Here is a 17,385-nt window from a genome sequence, read left to right as displayed (position 1 = left end):
CCGCGGCGACGCGCGCTGTGCGGGCCCCTCTCAGCGTCTCAGGTGTCGCAGGGCCAGGCGGCGGAGATGGCGGGGCGCTCCGCGGCGGGGAAAGCGCCGAGTTCGCTCCGGGTGAGCGGCTGCGGGCCGGTGGCGCAGGCGCGCTCCGCCAGTTCGGCGGTGCCGCCGCTCGCCTCGTCGGCGCGGCGGGCGTCCAGGACGGCGAGGTCGGAGCCGTGCAGCACGATGACACGCATCCGGTCGCCGTTCTGGTGCACGGGGACGACGAACAGGCGGCGGCCGTCGCCGTACGCCTTCACCTCCGCGCCGTCCGGAAGGACCGCCTCGTAGGAGCGGTCGAGCCCCGGGTGGGTGAGGCGCAGGGTCCGGATCCCGTCGGCCGACGCGGTGAGACGGACGCGGTACCGGGCGGAGGCGTCGGTGCGGTCGGCCTCGACCTCGCCGCCGTAACGGTTCAGCGCCGCGGGCTCCGTGGACGCGACGACCGCGGGGCCGTAGCCGTCGAGGCGCACGTCGGAGAAGTTCTCCCCCTCGGGCACCCGCACCGTTCCCGAACCGTGCGGGGTGCCGTGGTTCAGGGGGACGATCTCGCCGTGCGGGTCCTCGCGCGGACCCCGTACGTGGAGCAGGGAGGACGTGTCGGTGTTGAAGTCGAGGAACTGGGCGCCGTCGGCCGGTACCGGGGGCACCCGGGCGTCGTCGGAGACGTAGGAGCCGGTGGCGGTCAGCTCGTACACCGTGCGACGGCCGTCCGGCTGGGCCACGGCCAGGACGTTGCCGCAGTCGCTGATGGCCAGGACGGAGGAGGGGTCGACCGGCCCGCCGACCGTACGCCAGCTCATGCCGGAACCGTCGGCGCCGAACGACAGCACCCCCATGCGAGCCCCGTCCGCCCCGTCGGCCCGGGTGAGCACGGCCAGGCGGTGCCCCTCCGGGGCCACGTCGGCGGCGAGCACCTCGCCGCTCGGGGCGAGTCCCGGGCGCAGCGTCGCGGCCGGAGCCACCGCGGGGTTGTTCCGCGCCAGGAGGCCGTTCAGCGCGTCGTCCTGCTCCGGCTCACCCGCGACGCCCCAGGCGGCGAGGGCGTAACGCAGGGCGTCCGCGCGGTACGCGCCCCCCTCGGCGCCGCTCCCGCGGGCGGAGTTGGTGGCGGCGATGGCGCGCAGCACCTCCCCGGCCGCCACGGTGGACGTGGCCACGTCCTCCTCGGATGCCCGCTGCTCGTTCCCCGCCCCGGAGCTCTCACCGGCCACCGGAAGCGGCACAGCCACGGCGGCCGCCACCGCCGCGAGGGCGGCCCCCACGAGCGCCACCCCGGAGCGACGGCGGCGGCGACGGCGCAGGTGGGGAGCGGGAGCGGTCTCTTCCGGAGTCTCCTGTGCCTCGGGCGTTTCCTGTGCCTCGGGCGTTTCCTCCGGGGGAGCGGGGTGGGCGGGCGGGGCGGACCGTGACGGTGCGGGCGCCGCATCTCCCGCCGGGGCGACGGACCCGGCCGGATGCGCCTCGGGAGCCTCGGCGGGACGGTCCGCGTCGGGGCCGGACCCGTCCGCACCGGCCGCGACGACTCCGGAGACGCCCATTCCGGCCACGACGGGTCCGCAGGGCCCTGCTCCGGTCCCGGCGGGAGGCCGGGCAGCCGAGGGGGCCTCCACGGGTGCGGGACCGTTCCCGGTCGGGCCGTTCCCGGCCCGGTCGTCCCCGGTCGGCCTGCGCGCGGCGTCCGGGATCGCGGGTGCTTCTGGTTCGGCCGCCCTGCCCACCACGTGTCCGAGGCGCGCGACGGCCTGACGGCCCGGTGCCGGGGCCGGACGGCCGTCGAAGGGGGCGCGGGTCTGCGCCGGTAGACCCGCCGCCGGAAGCCCCCCGGCTCGCGGCCCAGGTGCCGGGGCGCCCGCCGGGATGCCGCTCACCGGGAGGCCGCGCGAGGGGTGCGGCACCGTCCCGAGCGTCCTCTCCCGCGGGCCCGCCGCGCCCTCACCGACGGGCTCGGCGGGGGGCGCGGAACCGGGAGAGGCGGACGCCTCCCGCGCCGCGTGCCCGCGCGCGTCGCTCTCCCGCGGCGCGGGCACCGGGTCCGCGACGGGCCGGGGCGCCCCGTGCGCGGATGCCGTCCTGCCGTTCTCCGACGGTGCCGTCGTCCGTGAGCCGGGTACACGCTGGGGTGGCTTGCTGGTCACGCGGGGGCTCCTCAGGATCGGGGCGGCGCGCCGGACCCGGGTGCGCGGAGGGCCCGGACTCCCTTCGGTGCGGGAAGCGGTCGCGCGTGGGGAGGACACCGCGTCAGAGGGCTTACGCAAGCCGCCCGCACCGCGCCGGGGCAAAGACCCCGCCGCGCGCTTGCCCGTAGGGGTGAATCCGCCCGTCGCTCCTCAGCCCCTGCGGTGCGGGCCAATTCCCTGCTCAGCGGGGCGGCCCGTACACGGCGGTCGTCGGGCGTGACCGGGGCGCCGGGAACGCCGCAGGTGAGCGGCCTCGGTTTTCGATCAAATATGCGACATGGGTGGTTCATTCGGGAGTGTGATGCGTTGACGCGAGGGGTTGACCACTTCGCCGGACCCGGGTGGCCGCGCCCCCGGCGGACCGGGCAGTATCGGCGGCATGAGCGAGATAGACGAGGCCCAAGAGGCCTCTGGTGCACCCGTATTGACCACGCCGGAGGCGTGGCGCGGCTACCTGCAGAACTACGACGAGCGGTATCTGCGGACCCAGGACTCGGACGAAGACTTCGAGTGGATGGACGACGAGGCGTACGAGGAGTTCCTGGAAGGTGCCCCGCTGGGCCGCTGGCTGGGAGAGGCCCCGGCCAGCGAAGCGGCCCTGGCGGCGGCCGAGGAGCGGCTCGGGGTGCGGTTCCCGCCCAGCCTGCGCGCGTTCTTCCTGGCCAGCAACGGGTGGATGCGCGTCAACGGCTGGGTGGACCTCGTCCACCCCTGCGAGCGGGTCACCTGGATGCGGGAGAGCGATGCCGGGTCGCGCGTGATCGCGATCTACGACTCGATCGAGGGCAACGAGGAGTACGTCGAGCTCTTCAACCGCTCGATCGAGGTCGCCGGGGGTGAGGACTTCTGGCTCCTCGACCCCACCGACGCCGGACCGGACGGGGAGTGGACCGCCCATCTGTTCACCCCGAAGTACGGCGACGTGGAGGAGTTCCCGAGCTTCGCCGAGCTGTTCGACGACGGATACACCGACATGGAGTGAGGCGAGCACCGGGGGTCGGTCCGGGTGCGTCCGGACCGGCCCCCGGCTCCCTCAGGCCCCGCTGTCCGGCGCGCGGTCCGCGGTCGGGAGCGTGAGGCCGCGCAGGGCCTCGGCCGGTGTCACCTTCCCGTGCACGCTCTCCACCAGCAGCGTCTCCATCGCCCGCAACAGGCCCTCGATCACCGGCACCGGGAGGTAGTGGGTGTCGGCCATCAGATACAGATGAAGCCGGTCGGGGCAGTACGGGGTGTGGACGAAGTACTTGGCGTCCTGGCGGGCCCAGGACCCGATGAACGAGATTTCGCTCCGCGCCCGCAGTGCCAGCAGCGCCTCCGGGTCGTCCCCGGTGTCCGGGAGGGCGTCCCAGCGGTCCCGCATCCGTACGTCGTTGAAGAACGCCGACAGGTCCAGCTTCCGGCCCCGCGCCCGGCCGACCCGCTCATGCACCTCGTCCATCGCCGCCGGGTCGTACTCGCCGTACCGGTAGGCGCTCATCGTCGGCAGGAAGCCGCCGCGTACCGCGTCCTCGAACGTTCCCTCCCCGGGCGCCAGGACGAACAGGGCGTTCTCCGTCTGCGCGCCCACCATGCTCTGGAGCCTCGGTTCGTTGCGGTTCCCCGCGATCAGGAGCATCACCGCGCGGTCATGGCCCGTGTACGCGGCGAGCGTCGCCGCCGCGGCCGTCAGCAGGACCGTGCTCGTGCTGACCCGGCAGCGGTCGGCCAGCCGCTGGGCCGCCACCGCGCCGGCCACCGACGCGAGCCGCAGCCGGACGAAGCGTCCGGGATCGTCCTCGCCCGCCCCGTCCGGCGGCGGCGGGAAGTCGAAGTGCGAGGTGGGCGCGGTGCTCAGCGCGCGCTCCCAGTGGTCCAGCGCGGCGCGGCCCCGCCGGGCGCCCTCGCCCTCCTGCTGGTGGCGGGCCTGGTCCAACGGCTGCCACTCCACCGGCTCCAGGCTTTCGCCGCGCAGCAGCCGGGCCAGCTCGTCCTCCATGACCCGTACGCCGCCGTAGTCCGTGGCCTGGTGCGACACCACCATGACCAGCCACACCGGCTCCCCGGCGTACGTCAGGACCGCGTACCGCATCCCGAACTCCTCGCCGTTGCGGAACGGCGTGGCGGCGAGCCGGTCGGCGAGCGCCTGGGCGTCCGCCTCGTCCGGCGGGCCTGGCGCGTCCGCCGGGGCGGCGTGCACGGCGACGGCGGCGGAGCCGTTCCCGTACACCCGCTGCACCGGCCCGTCGGGCCCGTTGGCGAACGTGCTGCGCAGGGCCTCGTGGCGGGCGATCAGCTCCCCGAGGACGCTCAGGACCCCGTCCGTGGTCGTCCCGCCGGGGAGGGCCACCACGCGGGCGAGGTTGAAGTAGTGCGCCTCTTCGGCCAGCCAGTTGATGGACTTCCAGATCGCCTGCTGCCCCCAGCTCATCGGGGCCGATCCGGACCGCAGTCCGGAGAACCGGACCGTACGGGTTCCGGTCCCGACCGTTCCGGATTCGGCGTCGTCGGCCGTCCCGGTGCCGCTGCCGGTCTCGACCGCGGCGGTCCCGGTGTCGCCCGTCCCGGTGTCGTGCGATGACATCTGCTACCTCACATCGTTTCGTGGAGAGCGCGGGGAGCGCGGGGAGTATGGGGCGCGCGGGGCGCCGACTGCGTGAGGAGCGACGCGGCGGAGAGGAGGCGGACCGGGGCGGCGGCGACCGCCGTCACCACGGCTGCCCGCCGTTCGTCCGTCCAGTCCAGGACGTACAGCCCGTCCAGGCGGCTCGGGTGGCTGCCGGGTCCGTCCGCCCACGGCAGTCCGGGCGGACGGGGGAGAAGCGGCCCGGTCCGGTGGCCCGCCTTGAAGAGCGCCTCCCCGCGCACCCACTGCCGCAGCACCGCCCGGCCGGGGTCGGGCCGCGCGGCGGCGTCCCGCAGTCCGGCCTCACCCAGCAGCCGGGCCCACATCGGCGGGGGTCCGACGCGGCGGCCCGCCGGCTCCACGTCGACGCCGACGGCCCCGGGCCCGGCGGCCGCCGCGACGAGCCCGTCCGCGTGGCTCAGGCTGATCCCCACCTCCGGGTGGTCCCGCAGGAACGGCCGCCCGTGGCCGTGGCGCCCGCAGTCCGCGCAGAACTGGACCGGGACCAGCTCGCGCGGCGGCCACCCGGTGAGACGCGCCGCGCAGAGCCGGAGCAGCAGCCGCGCGGCCAGCACGTCGTCGCGGCGGTCCGGGACGCGGACCTTCGCCAGCCGCCGCCGCTCCCACGGGGCGAGCGCGCCCTCGTCCAGGCCGCCCCGGTCCAGGACCTCCGCCGTGGTGGCCACCACGGCCCGCGCGGTGCGGCGGCCCGGCGGCCTGAGCCGCGGACCGCTCAGCACGGCCGTACACCGGGCGGCCGGGCGTTCACCGGGCGGCCGCCTGCGGTGCCGGTCCCGGCTCCGGGGCCGCCTGCGGCGTCGGCGGTGTCCGCGGTGCGGCCGGGCCGGGGGTGGAGAGGAAGCGTTCCTGGATGCGGTCCAGAGTGCCGAAGTCCTCGATGGTGACCGTCTGGAGGTCGATCTCGCGACCCGAGACGGTCTCCAGGAGGTAGACGAACTCCAGGAAGTCCAGGGAGTCGATGAGACGGGCCTCGATCAGATCCTCGTCGTTGCCGATGGGCCCTTCGAGGCCGGGGTTCTTCTCGTGGATCCACGCGACGATGCGTTCCATGGCGGGCTGCTCCTTCTCTGTGGCTGCTCGGTTCCTGGTCCTGGGCGGGGGCTCATCCCTCCGTCCCGCAGGCGGAGACGTGCTTCCGTCCCGGACGGGGACACGTCATCGGCGGACGGGGCAGCCGCTCAGTCCGCGGCCTCACGGAGCCGGGCCAGCGCGGCGCCCGCCGTGCCATGGGCGAGGATCATGGCGTGCACCCAGCGCTCCACCCCGAAGGCGACGCAGGAGCTGTACGCGGAGCCGTGCTCACCGGCCCGGATGCCCAGGCGCTCCCCGAAGAAGTTGCGGTGCCGGTTGACCGAGGCGATCGCGGTGCCGTCGGGCGCGCTGAACTCGTGCTTCACCGGGTCCAGGGCCATCAGCTTGGCCCGTGAGCCGCCCTTGTCGTAGAAGGGGTCGTCGGCCGTGGCCCGGGTCAGGGTCAGTCCGAGACGGGCGGCCACCTCCCGCACGAACTCCGAGCCCTTGTCGAGGTGTTCGACGGCGCCTTCCCGCGTCCCGAGGTACAGCACCTCACGCATGTGGAAGCCCCACAGCCGCCGCAGCCCGTCGTAGTGCGTCTCGTTGCGGAAGCAGCGCCCGGTCGCCGACAGCCGCAGCCCGGCCGCGCCGACATCCGCGCCCTCCAGGGAGAGCAGCAGTCCGTAACAGGTCGCCGACGGCAGCAGATGGCCGGTGGGCCGCAACGGCAGTTCGGAGGCGGGCGTTCCGGCGGCCAGACCGTCGAGCGCCTCCGGGGCGAACCCCGCGGCGGAGACGCCGAGGTGGGGGAAGTTGCGGAAGTAGTCCAGCCGCGTCAGCCCCTCGACGGACAGCAGGGGCGGGCCCACGACCTCCGGGGCGGAGAGCCGGGCGGCGAGTCCGGTGAGCAGTCCGTCCAGGCCGTGCAGCAGGGCCGTACGCACCGGGTCCAGGGTGATCAGGCCCGCGCCAGGACTCTTCAGGCCGAGCTCCGGCGGGGCGGCGGTGGGGGAGGTGCTCATCGGAGGCGTTCCCTCTCGGGTAGGGACGGGCGGGCGCGGGAGGCGGATGCGGGGTCGGGGAACAGGGCGGCCGGAGCAGGGCGAAGCCGCCGGGTGGCGAGGCCTGCGTGGCAGGAACGGACGGGCAGCGCGAGGGATCCGGGAGCCGGTGCGGCTCGGGCGTCGGCGGGAGGTCGAGGACGACGGTCGGCGGTCCGGGCACTGCTCCGGCACTCCGGCCGGAGGGCGTCGCGGGAAGCCTGGCGGTGCGGTGCGGTGCGGTGGGGCTGCGGGCGGTGAATCGGCTCGACAGTAGCCAGCCCTCCGGCGCATGTCTAGACCAAAGGGGACCGGTGTCAGCAGGCGGAATCGGTGCTACCGGCGGAACCCGAACCTCCTCATGTCCGGCTTGCTGTAGGGCACTTGACAGCACAGGAGGTCTGGACCAATTGTTTGGGTCGCGCCTGGGGCGCCCGTCGGGCCCCTGGGTCGTACCGGGTGTCTCTGTGTCGCTCCTCGCCCGCCGCCGGGTCCTCCCGGACCGGCCCGGTCACCCCCGGTCACCCGTCCCCGCTCGCCCGCCTCACCGCCTGGCCGCACCACTGCTCGTACGACCGCCCGCTCCACCTACCGCCCGGCCGCCTCACCGCCTGGCTGTTCCACCGCTCGACCGCCCGCCCGCATGTCTCCCTGCTCCACCGCTCACTCGACCGCTCGCCCGACCGAGGAGAAGCGCTTGTCATCGTCGCCCCCTGCCTCGCGCGCCGTGTCCCAGCCGCGCGCCCGCGTCGGACGGTGGCTCGTCCTGCTGCGGCTGCTGCCGCGCGCGGGCGCGGGCCTGCTGACGGCCGCCGTCGTCCTCAACATCCTCATCGGCCTCCTCCCGCTGGCCTTCATCGTCTGGATGAGCGTGCTGCTCGACCGCCTGCCGGAGGCCCAGGCCGTCTCCGGCGGCACGGGCGGGGTGTTCGCCGCCCTGCTCCTGGCCCTCGGGGCCTTCGTCCTCCAGCAGTTGCTCGCCCCCTTGCAGGCGGTGCTGGGCGAGGTGGCGACCCGCAGGGTGGACGGCCAGTGCGTGAGCGGGCTGATGGACACGGCGCTGCGCCACTCACCGATCGCGATGCTGGAACGCGAGGAGACCCTCGACCTGCTGAGCGACGCCCGGGGCGCCTTCGACCGGCTGCTGCCGACACCCGGTGACGCGGTGGGCGGGGCGATCGCGCTGATCGCCCGCTACACCCAGCTGCTGGGCGCCGTGGTGCTCGTCGGCGTCACCCTCTCCCCGTGGGCGGGCGCGCTGACCGGGGCCACCGCGCTGGTCCTGCGGTTCGGGCAGCGCGGCTCGCTCGGCCGGTTCTCCGACCTCTACCAGGACATGGCCGGGAAGCGGCGCCGTATCGCGTACATGCTCCGGACCGCCGGGGGCACCGAGGCCGCCAAGGAGATCCGGGTCCTGGGGCTGGCCGACTGGTTCCGGGGCCGTCACCACCAGGACATGCAGGGCTACCTCGATCCGCTGTGGGAGGGGCGCCGCCGCATTCTGATGGGGCCGTTCGTCGTGCTGGCCCTGGTCGGTCTCGCGGGCGGCACCGGAGTCCTGCTGCTGCTCGCCGGACCCGCGGCGCGCGGCGAACTGTCACTGCTGACGCTGGCGGTCGCCCTCCAGGCCGTGCTGATCCCGATGAGGTTCGGGGTGTACTTCCCCGAGTGCGATGTCCAGACCCTGTACGGGATGCAGTCGTACGACTCCCTCACCGCCTTCACCCGCCGCGCCGCCGAGGAGAACGCGGCCACCCCGGACGCTCCCGGCGCCCCGGCGAGCCCGACCGGACAGGGCGCCACCGAACCGGCCGCCACCGAACCGGTCCTGGCCGGACAGCTCCCCGCCGGACCGGCCGCCGGACCGGCCCCCGGAGCCGCGGACGTGGGCGCGTCGGCGCTGGGCATCCGGTTCGAGGACGTCGTCTTCCGCTACACCCCCGACGGACCCGCCGTGCTCGACCACCTGGACCTGGAGATCGAGGCGGGCCGCTCGACCGCGATCGTCGGCCTCAACGGCGCGGGCAAGACCACCCTGGTCAAGCTGCTCACCCGCCTCCACGAACCGTCCGCCGGACGCGTCACGGCGGACGGCACGGACCTGCGGGGCCTGTCCGGCACCGCGTGGCGGCGCCGACTGGCCGTCATCTTCCAGGAGTTCAACCGCTACGAGCTCTCCCTGCGTGACAACGTCACGCTCGGCGCCCCCGAGGGCGCACCCGACCCCCGGGCCTTCGACGCCGCCGTGGCCCGCGCCGGCCTGGAGGACGTGCTCGCCCGGCTGCCCAAGGGCCCGGACACCGTGCTCTCCCGGCAGTACGAGGACGGCGTCGACCTCTCCGGCGGGCAGTGGCAACGTACCGCGCTGGCCAGGGCGTTCTACGCCGTGGAGCGCGGCGCGCGGCTGCTCGTCCTGGACGAGCCGACGGCCCAGCTGGACGTCCGCGCCGAAGTGGAGTTCTTCGACCGCTTCCTCACCATGACCCAGGGGCTGACCAGCGTGGTCATCTCGCACCGCTTCTCCACCGTGCGCCGTGCCGACCGCATCGTGGTCCTGGAGCACGGCAGGGTCGCCGAACAGGGCACCCACGAGGAGCTGACCGCCCTCGGCGGCCGGTACGCGGAGCTGTTCCGCCTCCAGGCGGAGCGCTTCTCCGGCCCCGTCCCGGAGGAGGCCCGATGACCACCCTGTTCACCGCCGTACGCACCCTGCTCGTCCTCGCCCACCGGCTGGACCCCCGGCGGCTGTACACCGCTGCCCTCCTGCTCCTGGTCGGGCTGCTGGCCACCCCGGCCATGGCCCTGCTGCTGCGGGAGTTCACCGACAGCGCCCTCGACGGAGCCGTCGCCACGACGGCCTGGCTCGCCTTCGGCGTCGCCGTCGCCCTGGTCCTGGAACTGTCCATGGGGCACTTCGCGCACCTTTTCTACTTCGAGCTGGGCGAACAGCAGGAGACCGCCCTGCACCAGGAGGTGCTGGCCGTCTCCAACGGGACCCGCGGACTGGAGCACCTGGACAGCGCGGAGTTCGCCGACACGCTGACGCTGGTGCGCGAGGACGTGTCCCGCACCAGGGCCTCGCTGGAAGCCGTGCTCCAGATCTGCGGTCTCGCCCTCCAGGCGGTCCTCACCACCGTCATCCTCGCCACCGTCAACCCCTGGCTCGTGCTGCTGCCGCTGGCGGCGGTGCCGCCGGTCCTGGTCGCCGACCGGGCCCAGGCCGTCCTGGACCGGGCCAAGGAGACCTCCGCGGAGTCCACCCGGCTCAGCCGCCACCTCCTGGGCCTCGCGACCTCCGGCCACTCCGTGCCCGAAGCCCGGCTCACCGGGGCGGAGGGCGAGCTGATCCGGCTCCAGGCGGCGGCCTGGCAGCGGACCACCGAGCTGCTGCGGCGGGCCGCCCTGCGCGCGGCGGCCCTGCGGGCGGGCGGGCAGCTGCTGTTCGCGCTCGCCTACGGCGGCGGACTGTGGCTGGTGATCCGCCAGGCCCTGGACGGGGCTGCCGGAGCCGGTGACATCATCCTCGTCATCGCCCTCGCGGTACAGGTCAGCGTCCAGGTTGCGAGCGGCCTCGGGCTGCTCGCGATGCTCCAGGGGGCGGGCCGTACCTTCGAGCGCCTCGACCGGCTCCGCGCCCTGGCCGCCGAGGAGCCGGACTCCGCGGCCCGCCCCGCTCCGGAGCGCCTGGAGCACGGCGTCCGGCTGGAGAACGTGTCCTTCCGCTACCCCGGCAGCGACCGGGACGTGCTGACCGACGTCTCCCTGACGCTCCCGGCCGGAGCCACCGTCGCCCTCGTCGGCGAGAACGGGGCGGGCAAGTCCACCCTGGTCAAGCTGTTGTGCGGGATGTACCGCCCCACCTCCGGCCGCATCCTGGTGGACGGCACGGACCTCACCGAGCTGGACCCGGCCCGCTGGTCCGCCCGGATCGCCCCGCTCTTCCAGGACTTCGCCCGGCTGGAACTGCCGCTGCGCGAGAACGTCGGCGTCGGCCGGCTGTCCGCGCTGCACGACGACCCCGCCCTGCGCGAGGCGATCGCCGCGGCCCGCGCCGACCGGGTCCTCGAACGGGTGCCGGACGGCCTGGACGGGCTGCTCGGCAAGGGGTACGGCGACGGGGCGGAGCTCTCCGGCGGCCAATGGCAACTGCTGGGCCTGGCCCGGTGCCTGCTCCGCGAGGACCCGCTGCTGATGGTGCTCGACGAGCCCGCGTCCGCGCTCGACGCGGCCGCCGAGCACGAGCTGTTCCAGCGGTTCACGGACGCGGCCGACCGGGCCCGCTCCGGTTCCGGCTCGCTGACGCTGTTCATCTCGCACCGGTTCTCCACGGTCCGCTCCGCCGATCTCATCGTCGTCCTGGAGAACGGCGCGGTCCGCGAACACGGCGGCCACGACCAGCTCCTCGCCCGGCAGGGCCTCTACGCCGAGCTGTTCGAGCTCCAGGCCCGCGCCTACCGCTGACCCCCGCCCCACCGCCTCCCGGAAGGGACTCCATGCAGCCACAGCGCCCCGCCCGCGTCCGCCGCCGCCCGCACCTGCACCGCGCCGCCTCCACCGTCCCGTACTTCAGCGCCGACGGGGAGTCCTACCTCGCGCAGACCTCCCTGCGCGAGCTGGAGAAGTCCCGCCCGCTGCGGGTGCTGAGCGAGGAGGACTTCGCGCACTGGCAGACCTACGGCTACGTCGTCGTCCCGGAGGCGATCCCCCCGGCGGCCGCCCAGCGGCTGCTGGACTTCACCTGGGACTTCCAGGGGCTCGACCCGGACCGGCCGGACACCTGGCACGAGGACCGGCCGTTCCGCTCCGACCTGGACCGGCAGCTCCACATCTACGGATTCGTGGAGGCGTACCACCACCAGCTTCTGTGGGACAGCCGGATGACGCGGCGCGTGTACGACGCGTTCGTCGACGTCTGGGACTGCGAGGAGCTGTGGGTCACCCTGGACCGGCTCAACCTCAACCCGCCCAACATCAAGAACCGCGACCGGGCCCTGATCGACCCCACCGACCGGGGCTTCGACATCGAGCTGCACTGGGACATCGACACCACGCTCGACATACCGCCGCAGCGCGTCCAGGGCATCATCGCCCTCAACGAGACCCGGCCCGAACTGGGCGGCTTCCAGTGCGACCCGGAACTCTTCCGGCGGTTCGACCGGTGGAAGACGCAGCAGCCCCGGGACCGGGACCCGATCCGGCCCGCCGTCGACCGGGACGCCTTCCCCGTCGTCCGTCCGGACCTCCACCCCGGCGACCTGCTGATCTGGAACGGCCTCCTCGCCCACGGCGTGGCGCGCAACACCTCCAAGGACGGGGCGCGGGCGGTCCAGTACCTCGCGATGATGCCCGCGCTGGAGGAACACGAGACGCTGCGCTCCTCCCGCGTCGACTCCTGGCGGCACCTGCGGACCCCGCGCTGGAACCGGACGCTGGCCGGTGACGCGATCCGGCACGAGTCCCTCCGCTATGAGACGGCCACCCTGGACGGTCTCGGCCGCCGCCTCCTGGGCCTCACCTCCTGGCACGAGAAGGACGACGAAGGCGACGCGGAGGCGGCGTCCCCGGCGGCGCGACGGGCCGAGGCGCCCGGGAACGGGAGCGGGCAGCCGGCATGCGACGTATCGGTCTAGCGCTCCCCACCGACCGCGCCTGCCCCGACGCCATCGCGGCCCTGGGCGACGAAGCGGCGTACGCGGCCCGCCACTTCGGCACCGAGGTCCGGCTGCTGATCCTGGACACCTCGGGGCCGGACGCGCTCGCCGCGAACCGCACGGCGGCCGACGCCCTGCGCCCCGCCCCCGGCGTCACCGTCCACCACCTCGACGAGCGGCGGCAACGGGCCTTCCTGCGCACGGCCCTGGAGCGGTCCGGGGTCGAGGACCCCGGACGGCTGCTCGGCCTGATGCTGCCGGACGGGGTGTCCTACGGGGCCTGCACCAACCGGGTCTTCCTCGTGGCGGCGGCCCTGGGCTGCACCTCCGTCCACCGCCGGGACTCCGACGGCCGCTACCAGAGGCACGAGGGCGAGACCGTCTTCCCCGTCCACCACGAGTTGGCGTTCCTGGGCCGCCGGGCCGCCGACGTGGCCGCCTCCGGCGCGCTCACCCGGACCCGGCTCGACCCGGCGGCGGCGGACCGGCCGGTGGCACTGGTCGGCGGCTCCTTCATCGGTGAGATGTCCGTGGACCTCGGGGAGATGCACCGGGCCGACCCGGCGCTCTACGAGGAGGTCGTCGGGTTGTCGCTGCCCGCCGACTGCCCGGAGATCTGGCGGCGGAAGCTGGTGGGGGAGGCGTTCCGGGGCGGCGGCACCACACCCTTCACCCGCGACCACACGACGCTCATGGCGGTCAGTCCCGCGCGCGTCGACATGTGCAACATCAGCCTCACCGACGCCGTCTACGAACGCGTACCGCTCCCGCCCGCCACCGACACCATCGGCAGCGACTACTTCCTCAGCCACCTGGTGCACGACGCCAAGCTCCCCGGCGTCCTGCACAACCGCCACATCGTCAACCACTACACCGGAGAGCGCCGCACCGACCGGGGGTTCCTCGCCTACCAGCTCCGCTTCGCGCGGTTCCTGCTGGCCACGCACCACCTCAACGCCGTCTACGCCCGCCTCACCGCGGCGGGCGGGGACCTGCTCGACGCCGAGGGACACCTGCGCGCCCCGCTCGTCGCCGGGTACGTCCGGGACAGCGTCGCGCTCGACGTCACGGCGAACGAGGAACGGCTGGACGTGCTCGACCGGTCCTACCGCGCGCTCGGCGACCGCTACACCGCGGTCGCCGACGCCCTGGCCGCCCGCCGCCAGGAGCTGCTGGACGGGGCGGCGGCGGACATGGCGGACTTCGCCCTGCTCATCGACGCCTGGCAGCCGCTCGTGCGGGCGGCCCGCTCCCCGGAGGGGGTACGGGCCGCGAACGCCGGCCGGGAGGCCGCGCCCCTGAGGTGAGCGGCTTCCCCTCGGCCCGGTCGCACTCCTCCGGGCCGAGGGTGCCCGTGTCCCCGCCCGCGCACGACCGGGTACCCGGCCTCGGACGGTCCTCTTCATGCCTCCGGCGGGGCGATCCGGAGCACGTGCGCGGGCGGATGGGTGATGCCCAGCTCCGGCCGCCAGGCCGCCAGGATCTGCGCCGAGGGATCGAACAGCGGGGACGGCAGCTCCTCGGGTGCGGTCCATCGCCAGGCGCTGATCAGATGCGGCTCGGTGACCTCCGGGACGCCCGAGGCGAGGCGGACGAGGGCGGCCATGCTGATGCGGTTGATCCCGCCGATCACGTCATGGACCATCGCGATGACGTGCACGGCCGCCGCGTCGACGACCAGACCGGTCTCCTCGCGCAGTTCGCGCGCGGCCGCCGCCGCCACCGACTCCAGGGTCGCGTCGACCTTGCCGCCCGGCAGCTCCCAGGTCCCGCTGTGGTGCCGTCCCAGCAGCACCCGCCCCCGCCCGTCCTGGACGATCACCCCGACCCCGAGCGCCGCCTGCGCCGTTGGCGGACGGGTGTTGCGGTCGGGCGCGACGGCGGGGTCGGCTGTCATGGTGCTGGATCTCCGCTCTTCGGGGCCGGTACGACGCCACCGTAGCGAAACGGCCCGACCGCCCGGGTCCGGAGGCAGGCCCGGCAGCCGCGGGGCACTGCCCGCGCCCCGGCCCCGGGCCGCCGGACGCCCGGGACCCGGGGTCAGACCACCAGGCGCAGGGAGGCGTCCGCGATGCCCAGCCGTACGCTCTGGCCCCAGGCCAGCTCCAGGGCGTCGGACTCCATCCCGTCCCCGAACACCGTGATCCGGTCCGACTCCACGGTCAGCCGCAGTCCCTGGCCCCGCCCCAGCTCGCCCGCCACCCGCGACGTCCCGGTCGCCGGGGACGGCCACGCCTCCCGCACGAACCACAGCAGCCGCGGGTCGCCCGGTGCGGGAAGGGCCAGGGCGCTGCCGCGCTCGCGCCACAGCGAGCGGAGCCAGCCCGTGGCTCCGGTGCCGGTGCCGACGAGCACCCCGGAGGAGGCCTGGGCCTCGCCCGGGACGCTCTCGCCGTCGGGCCCCAGCCGGTAGCGGGCGGTCTGGTGGCCGGGCGGGCCGACGTAGATCTCGTTGAGGGCGACCAGGCGCTGGGTGTCGTCGGCGACGGCCTCCACCATCGTCAGCTCCTCCGCCCGGCCACCTGCGGACGCGGCCCGCAGCAGGGCGGCCGCGTCCGCGCGGTGGTGCCGGACCAGCACACCCGGATTGCGCCCGGGATCGGTGTCGATGCCCACGACCGGCTGACCGGAGAGGTACTTGGCGGTGTTGGCGACCAGCCCGTCCTGGCCGACCACCACCACGACGTCCTCCGGGGCGAACAGGAACCGGTCCAGGTCCGCCCGCTCCACCCGGGTGGAACGCCAGGTCAGCGGTACGGCCGCCGCCACGTCCCGCAGCGCCCGCCCGGTCCGCTCGTGGCGGGCGGCCACCTCGTCGATCGCGCGGCCACGGCTGGAGAGGAAGAACGCGGCCTGCCCGTGCGTCCCGTGCCGGGCCAGCAGCTCCTCGTACTCGGTGCGCCGGTGCACCAGCACCGCCCGGGGGGCGAGGCTCACGCGCCCGCCCCGCCGCCCGGCCGCCCGAGCTTGGCGAGGAGTCCGGTGAGGACGTCCGGGGAGAGCGTCAGGCTCTCGACGCGCGGCAGGTTCTCCGCGACCCGGCTCACCGCCAGGGCGTGCAGCGTGGCCGCGTCGACCTCGCCGTGCACCCGCAGCCACGCGGCCTGCGCCTCGGCACGGGCCGCGCCCGTCTCCCGGGCCGCCTCGGCCTCCGCGCGGGCCAGGCGCACCGTGCGGGCCGCCTCCGCCTCGGCCCGTACGCCGTCGGCGGCGGCCTTCTCCTCCGCCTCCCGCCGGGCGTTGGTGCCGCGCTGGTCGACCAACTGCTCCTCCCGTCGGGCGAGTTCGATCTGGCTGGCCAACTCGTTCTCGGCGATGGCGCGTTCGCGTTCGACGGCGACGGCCCGCCGCTCGTAGGTGGCCCGGTCCGCCTCCTGCTGGATCTGCTCGCGGGCCGGGGTGCGCAGGGCGCGCTCCACCTCGGCCTCGGGACGGATCGCGACGACGCGCACGGCCACCACGTCGATGCCGGTGGCCGGGAGCCGGGGTTCGGCGGCGAGACCCGCGGCGACCCGTTCGCGTACCGCGGCGACCCCGTCCACCAGGGCGGCCGCCAGCGCGGTGCGGGCCAGTACGTCGAGGGTGTGCTGCTGGGCGGTCTCGGTGAGCAGGGTGGCGATCTGCTCCAGCGGCGCCGCCCGCCAGTTCCCGGTGTCCGGGTCGACGGAGAAGTCGAGCCGGTCCGCCGCCTCGGCCGGATCGCTGATCCGGTAGGTGACGGTGGCCTGCACGGTGACGTCCTGGAAGTCGGCCGTACGGGCGTGGAACGCCATCGCCAGCTCCCGGTCGTCCACCGGCACTTCGGAGAGCGCCGCCGACAGCGACCGGTACCAGAAGCTGAGCCCCCGGCCGTCGTGGGTGAGCGTGCCGCGCTTGTGGTGGCGGATGTGGGCGGTGGGCGCGGAGCGCAGATGGCGCCAGCCGAAACGCCGGGTGATGTCGGCCATGAGGACCCCCTATTTCGTCAGTGCGACGATAAGGGGGTCCGCCCCGGATCGTCAACCGGACGAGAAGGGGAAGGCGGTGCGACGGGCGAGGTGCCGGGCCGGGAACTCGCCGCCCCCGTGCACCGCGAGGTCGGCGCCGTTGACGTACGAGGAGAGATCGCAGGCCAGCCAGAGGCAGGCGTGCGCCACGTCCTGCGGCTCCGCCAGCCGTCCCATCGGCACGGTGGACGCGACGGCCGCTCCGCCGTCCTCGCCGTAGAGCGCGGCGGCCCTCTCGGTGCGGACGAGGCCCGCGGTGATGTGGTTGACCCGGACCCGCGGTGCCCACTCCAGGGCCAGTGCCCGGGTGAGCCCCAACAGGCCCGCCTTGGCCGCGGAGTAGGCCGCGGTACCCGGCTGCGGAACATGGGCGGAGACGCTGCCGATGTTGATCACGCTCCCGCCGCCCGGCTGCTCCCGCATCACCAGGTTCGCCGCCTGGGCCACGGAGAACGGTGCCAGGAGGTTGAGGGCGACCACCTTCTCGACGAAGCGCGGGGAGACGGTCGCCGCCTCGGCGTCGGGGGAGCCGCCCGCGTTGTTGACGAGGACATCGAGTCGCCCGAACCGCGCGGCCGCCGCGGCGACCAGGCCCGCCGCCGCCTCCGGGTCCCGTACGTCCGCCGCCCGGAACACCGCCGTCCGCCCGTCCGCCGACACCGGCTCGGCGGGTGCGCCCCGCGCGCCGACCATGACCTCGGCGCCGCTCGCCAGAAAGGCCCGCGCGATCGCGGCGCCGAGCCCCTTGGTGCCGCCCGTGACGAGTGCCGCGCGCCCGGTGAGGTCGATCCGCTGGGGCGGGTGCATACGGTCCGCCTTTCCGCACGGAGAACGGATCCATCGAAGCTACCA

At 74.8% G+C, this 17,385-nt stretch carries 14 protein-coding genes; 5 read left to right on the top strand and 9 right to left on the bottom strand.

Annotated elements, in window-relative coordinates:
* Positions 1-38: 38 nt before the first annotated feature.
* Entirely contained in the window at positions 39-1,589 is a 1,551-nt protein-coding gene (locus tag ACIRRU_RS24380; protein WP_403683844.1) for a hypothetical protein, read from the bottom strand.
* 1,009 nt (positions 1,590-2,598) lie between these two features.
* On the opposite strand from ACIRRU_RS24380, the gene ACIRRU_RS24375 reads away from it, so the two are divergent.
* On the top strand, positions 2,599-3,201 hold the full coding sequence (locus ACIRRU_RS24375) for an SMI1/KNR4 family protein (RefSeq protein ID WP_403683842.1): 603 nt from the start codon (positions 2,599-2,601) through the stop codon (positions 3,199-3,201).
* Positions 3,202-3,252: 51 nt separating this feature from the next.
* Here ACIRRU_RS24375 and ACIRRU_RS24370 read toward each other — a convergent pair whose 3' ends face one another.
* The 4 genes from ACIRRU_RS24370 to ACIRRU_RS24355 all read right to left on the bottom strand — a co-directional run bounded on the left by ACIRRU_RS24370 (position 3,253) and on the right by ACIRRU_RS24355 (position 6,878).
* Complete coding sequence (locus ACIRRU_RS24370) at positions 3,253-4,779, bottom strand: condensation domain-containing protein (RefSeq protein ID WP_403683841.1); 1,527 nt, start codon at positions 4,777-4,779, stop codon at positions 3,253-3,255.
* Between the two features lie 8 nt (positions 4,780-4,787).
* Positions 4,788-5,561, bottom strand: coding sequence for a hypothetical protein (locus ACIRRU_RS24365; RefSeq protein ID WP_403683839.1), 774 nt, complete (start codon positions 5,559-5,561; stop codon positions 4,788-4,790).
* A gap of 25 nt (positions 5,562-5,586) precedes the next feature.
* The gene (locus ACIRRU_RS24360) at positions 5,587-5,892 is read right to left on the bottom strand and encodes an acyl carrier protein (protein WP_403683837.1); all 306 of its coding nucleotides are present in this window, start codon (positions 5,890-5,892) and stop codon (positions 5,587-5,589) included.
* A 128-nt stretch (positions 5,893-6,020) separates the two neighbouring features.
* Complete coding sequence (locus ACIRRU_RS24355; protein ID WP_403683835.1) at positions 6,021-6,878, bottom strand: aminoacyl--tRNA ligase-related protein; 858 nt, start codon at positions 6,876-6,878, stop codon at positions 6,021-6,023.
* A gap of 715 nt (positions 6,879-7,593) precedes the next feature.
* On the opposite strand from ACIRRU_RS24355, the gene ACIRRU_RS24350 reads away from it, so the two are divergent.
* From ACIRRU_RS24350 to ACIRRU_RS24335, 4 genes are read left to right on the top strand one after another with little or no spacing between them, the layout of a single operon-like run.
* Positions 7,594-9,579 carry an ABC transporter ATP-binding protein gene (locus tag ACIRRU_RS24350; protein WP_403683834.1) on the top strand — a complete coding sequence of 662 codons (1,986 nt, stop codon included), beginning with the start codon at positions 7,594-7,596 and terminating at the stop codon, positions 9,577-9,579.
* A complete protein-coding gene (locus ACIRRU_RS24345; protein ID WP_403683832.1) occupies positions 9,576-11,357 on the top strand; it encodes an ABC transporter ATP-binding protein in 1,782 nt (593 codons plus the stop codon). The genes ACIRRU_RS24350 and ACIRRU_RS24345 overlap by 4 nt, the downstream gene beginning before the upstream one ends.
* 32 nt (positions 11,358-11,389) lie before the next feature.
* On the top strand, positions 11,390-12,526 hold the full coding sequence (locus ACIRRU_RS24340; protein ID WP_403683830.1) for a phytanoyl-CoA dioxygenase family protein: 1,137 nt from the start codon (positions 11,390-11,392) through the stop codon (positions 12,524-12,526).
* A complete protein-coding gene (locus tag ACIRRU_RS24335) occupies positions 12,508-13,854 on the top strand; it encodes a DUF6271 family protein (RefSeq protein ID WP_403683828.1) in 1,347 nt (448 codons plus the stop codon). Before ACIRRU_RS24340 ends, ACIRRU_RS24335 begins: the two co-directional genes overlap by 19 nt.
* A 95-nt stretch (positions 13,855-13,949) precedes the next feature.
* Here ACIRRU_RS24335 and ACIRRU_RS24330 read toward each other — a convergent pair whose 3' ends face one another.
* The 4 genes from ACIRRU_RS24330 to ACIRRU_RS24315 all read right to left on the bottom strand — a co-directional run bounded on the left by ACIRRU_RS24330 (position 13,950) and on the right by ACIRRU_RS24315 (position 17,340).
* The gene (locus ACIRRU_RS24330; protein ID WP_403683826.1) at positions 13,950-14,444 is read right to left on the bottom strand and encodes an NUDIX hydrolase; all 495 of its coding nucleotides are present in this window, start codon (positions 14,442-14,444) and stop codon (positions 13,950-13,952) included.
* 143 nt (positions 14,445-14,587) lie between these two features.
* Positions 14,588-15,484 carry a hypothetical protein gene (locus ACIRRU_RS24325; RefSeq protein WP_403683825.1) on the bottom strand — a complete coding sequence of 299 codons (897 nt, stop codon included), beginning with the start codon at positions 15,482-15,484 and terminating at the stop codon, positions 14,588-14,590.
* Positions 15,481-16,494 (bottom strand): SPFH domain-containing protein, encoded by a 1,014-nt coding sequence (locus ACIRRU_RS24320; protein WP_363199991.1) that lies wholly within the window; start codon positions 16,492-16,494, stop codon positions 15,481-15,483. The genes ACIRRU_RS24325 and ACIRRU_RS24320 overlap by 4 nt, the downstream gene beginning before the upstream one ends.
* Before the next feature lie 51 nt (positions 16,495-16,545).
* The gene (locus ACIRRU_RS24315) at positions 16,546-17,340 is read right to left on the bottom strand and encodes an SDR family oxidoreductase (protein WP_403683823.1); all 795 of its coding nucleotides are present in this window, start codon (positions 17,338-17,340) and stop codon (positions 16,546-16,548) included.
* Positions 17,341-17,385: the final 45 nt, after the last annotated feature.

This window comes from Streptomyces sp. NPDC101181 (assembly GCF_044767975.1).
Taxonomy (GTDB): domain Bacteria; phylum Actinomycetota; class Actinomycetes; order Streptomycetales; family Streptomycetaceae; genus Streptomyces.
Note: the sequence above shows the minus strand (reverse complement) of the source record. Positions and strands in the feature narration are given on the sequence as shown.

Bases quoted from the DNA above. Each gene is read 5' to 3' on its own strand.
- ACIRRU_RS24375 (WP_403683842.1), top strand. From the start codon at position 2,599: ATGAGCGAGATAGACGAGGCCCAAGAGGCCTCTGGTGCACCCGTATTG.
- ACIRRU_RS24370 (WP_403683841.1), bottom strand. From the start codon at position 4,779: ATGTCATCGCACGACACCGGGACGGGCGACACCGGGACCGCCGCGGTC.
- ACIRRU_RS24360 (WP_403683837.1), bottom strand. From the start codon at position 5,892: ATGGAACGCATCGTCGCGTGGATCCACGAGAAGAACCCCGGCCTCGAA.
- ACIRRU_RS24355 (WP_403683835.1), bottom strand. From the start codon at position 6,878: ATGAGCACCTCCCCCACCGCCGCCCCGCCGGAGCTCGGCCTGAAGAGT.
- ACIRRU_RS24345 (WP_403683832.1), top strand. From the start codon at position 9,576: ATGACCACCCTGTTCACCGCCGTACGCACCCTGCTCGTCCTCGCCCAC.
- ACIRRU_RS24340 (WP_403683830.1), top strand. From the start codon at position 11,390: ATGCAGCCACAGCGCCCCGCCCGCGTCCGCCGCCGCCCGCACCTGCAC.
- ACIRRU_RS24335 (WP_403683828.1), top strand. From the start codon at position 12,508: ATGCGACGTATCGGTCTAGCGCTCCCCACCGACCGCGCCTGCCCCGAC.
- ACIRRU_RS24330 (WP_403683826.1), bottom strand. From the start codon at position 14,444: ATGACAGCCGACCCCGCCGTCGCGCCCGACCGCAACACCCGTCCGCCA.
- ACIRRU_RS24320 (WP_363199991.1), bottom strand. From the start codon at position 16,494: ATGGCCGACATCACCCGGCGTTTCGGCTGGCGCCATCTGCGCTCCGCG.
- ACIRRU_RS24315 (WP_403683823.1), bottom strand. From the start codon at position 17,340: ATGCACCCGCCCCAGCGGATCGACCTCACCGGGCGCGCGGCACTCGTC.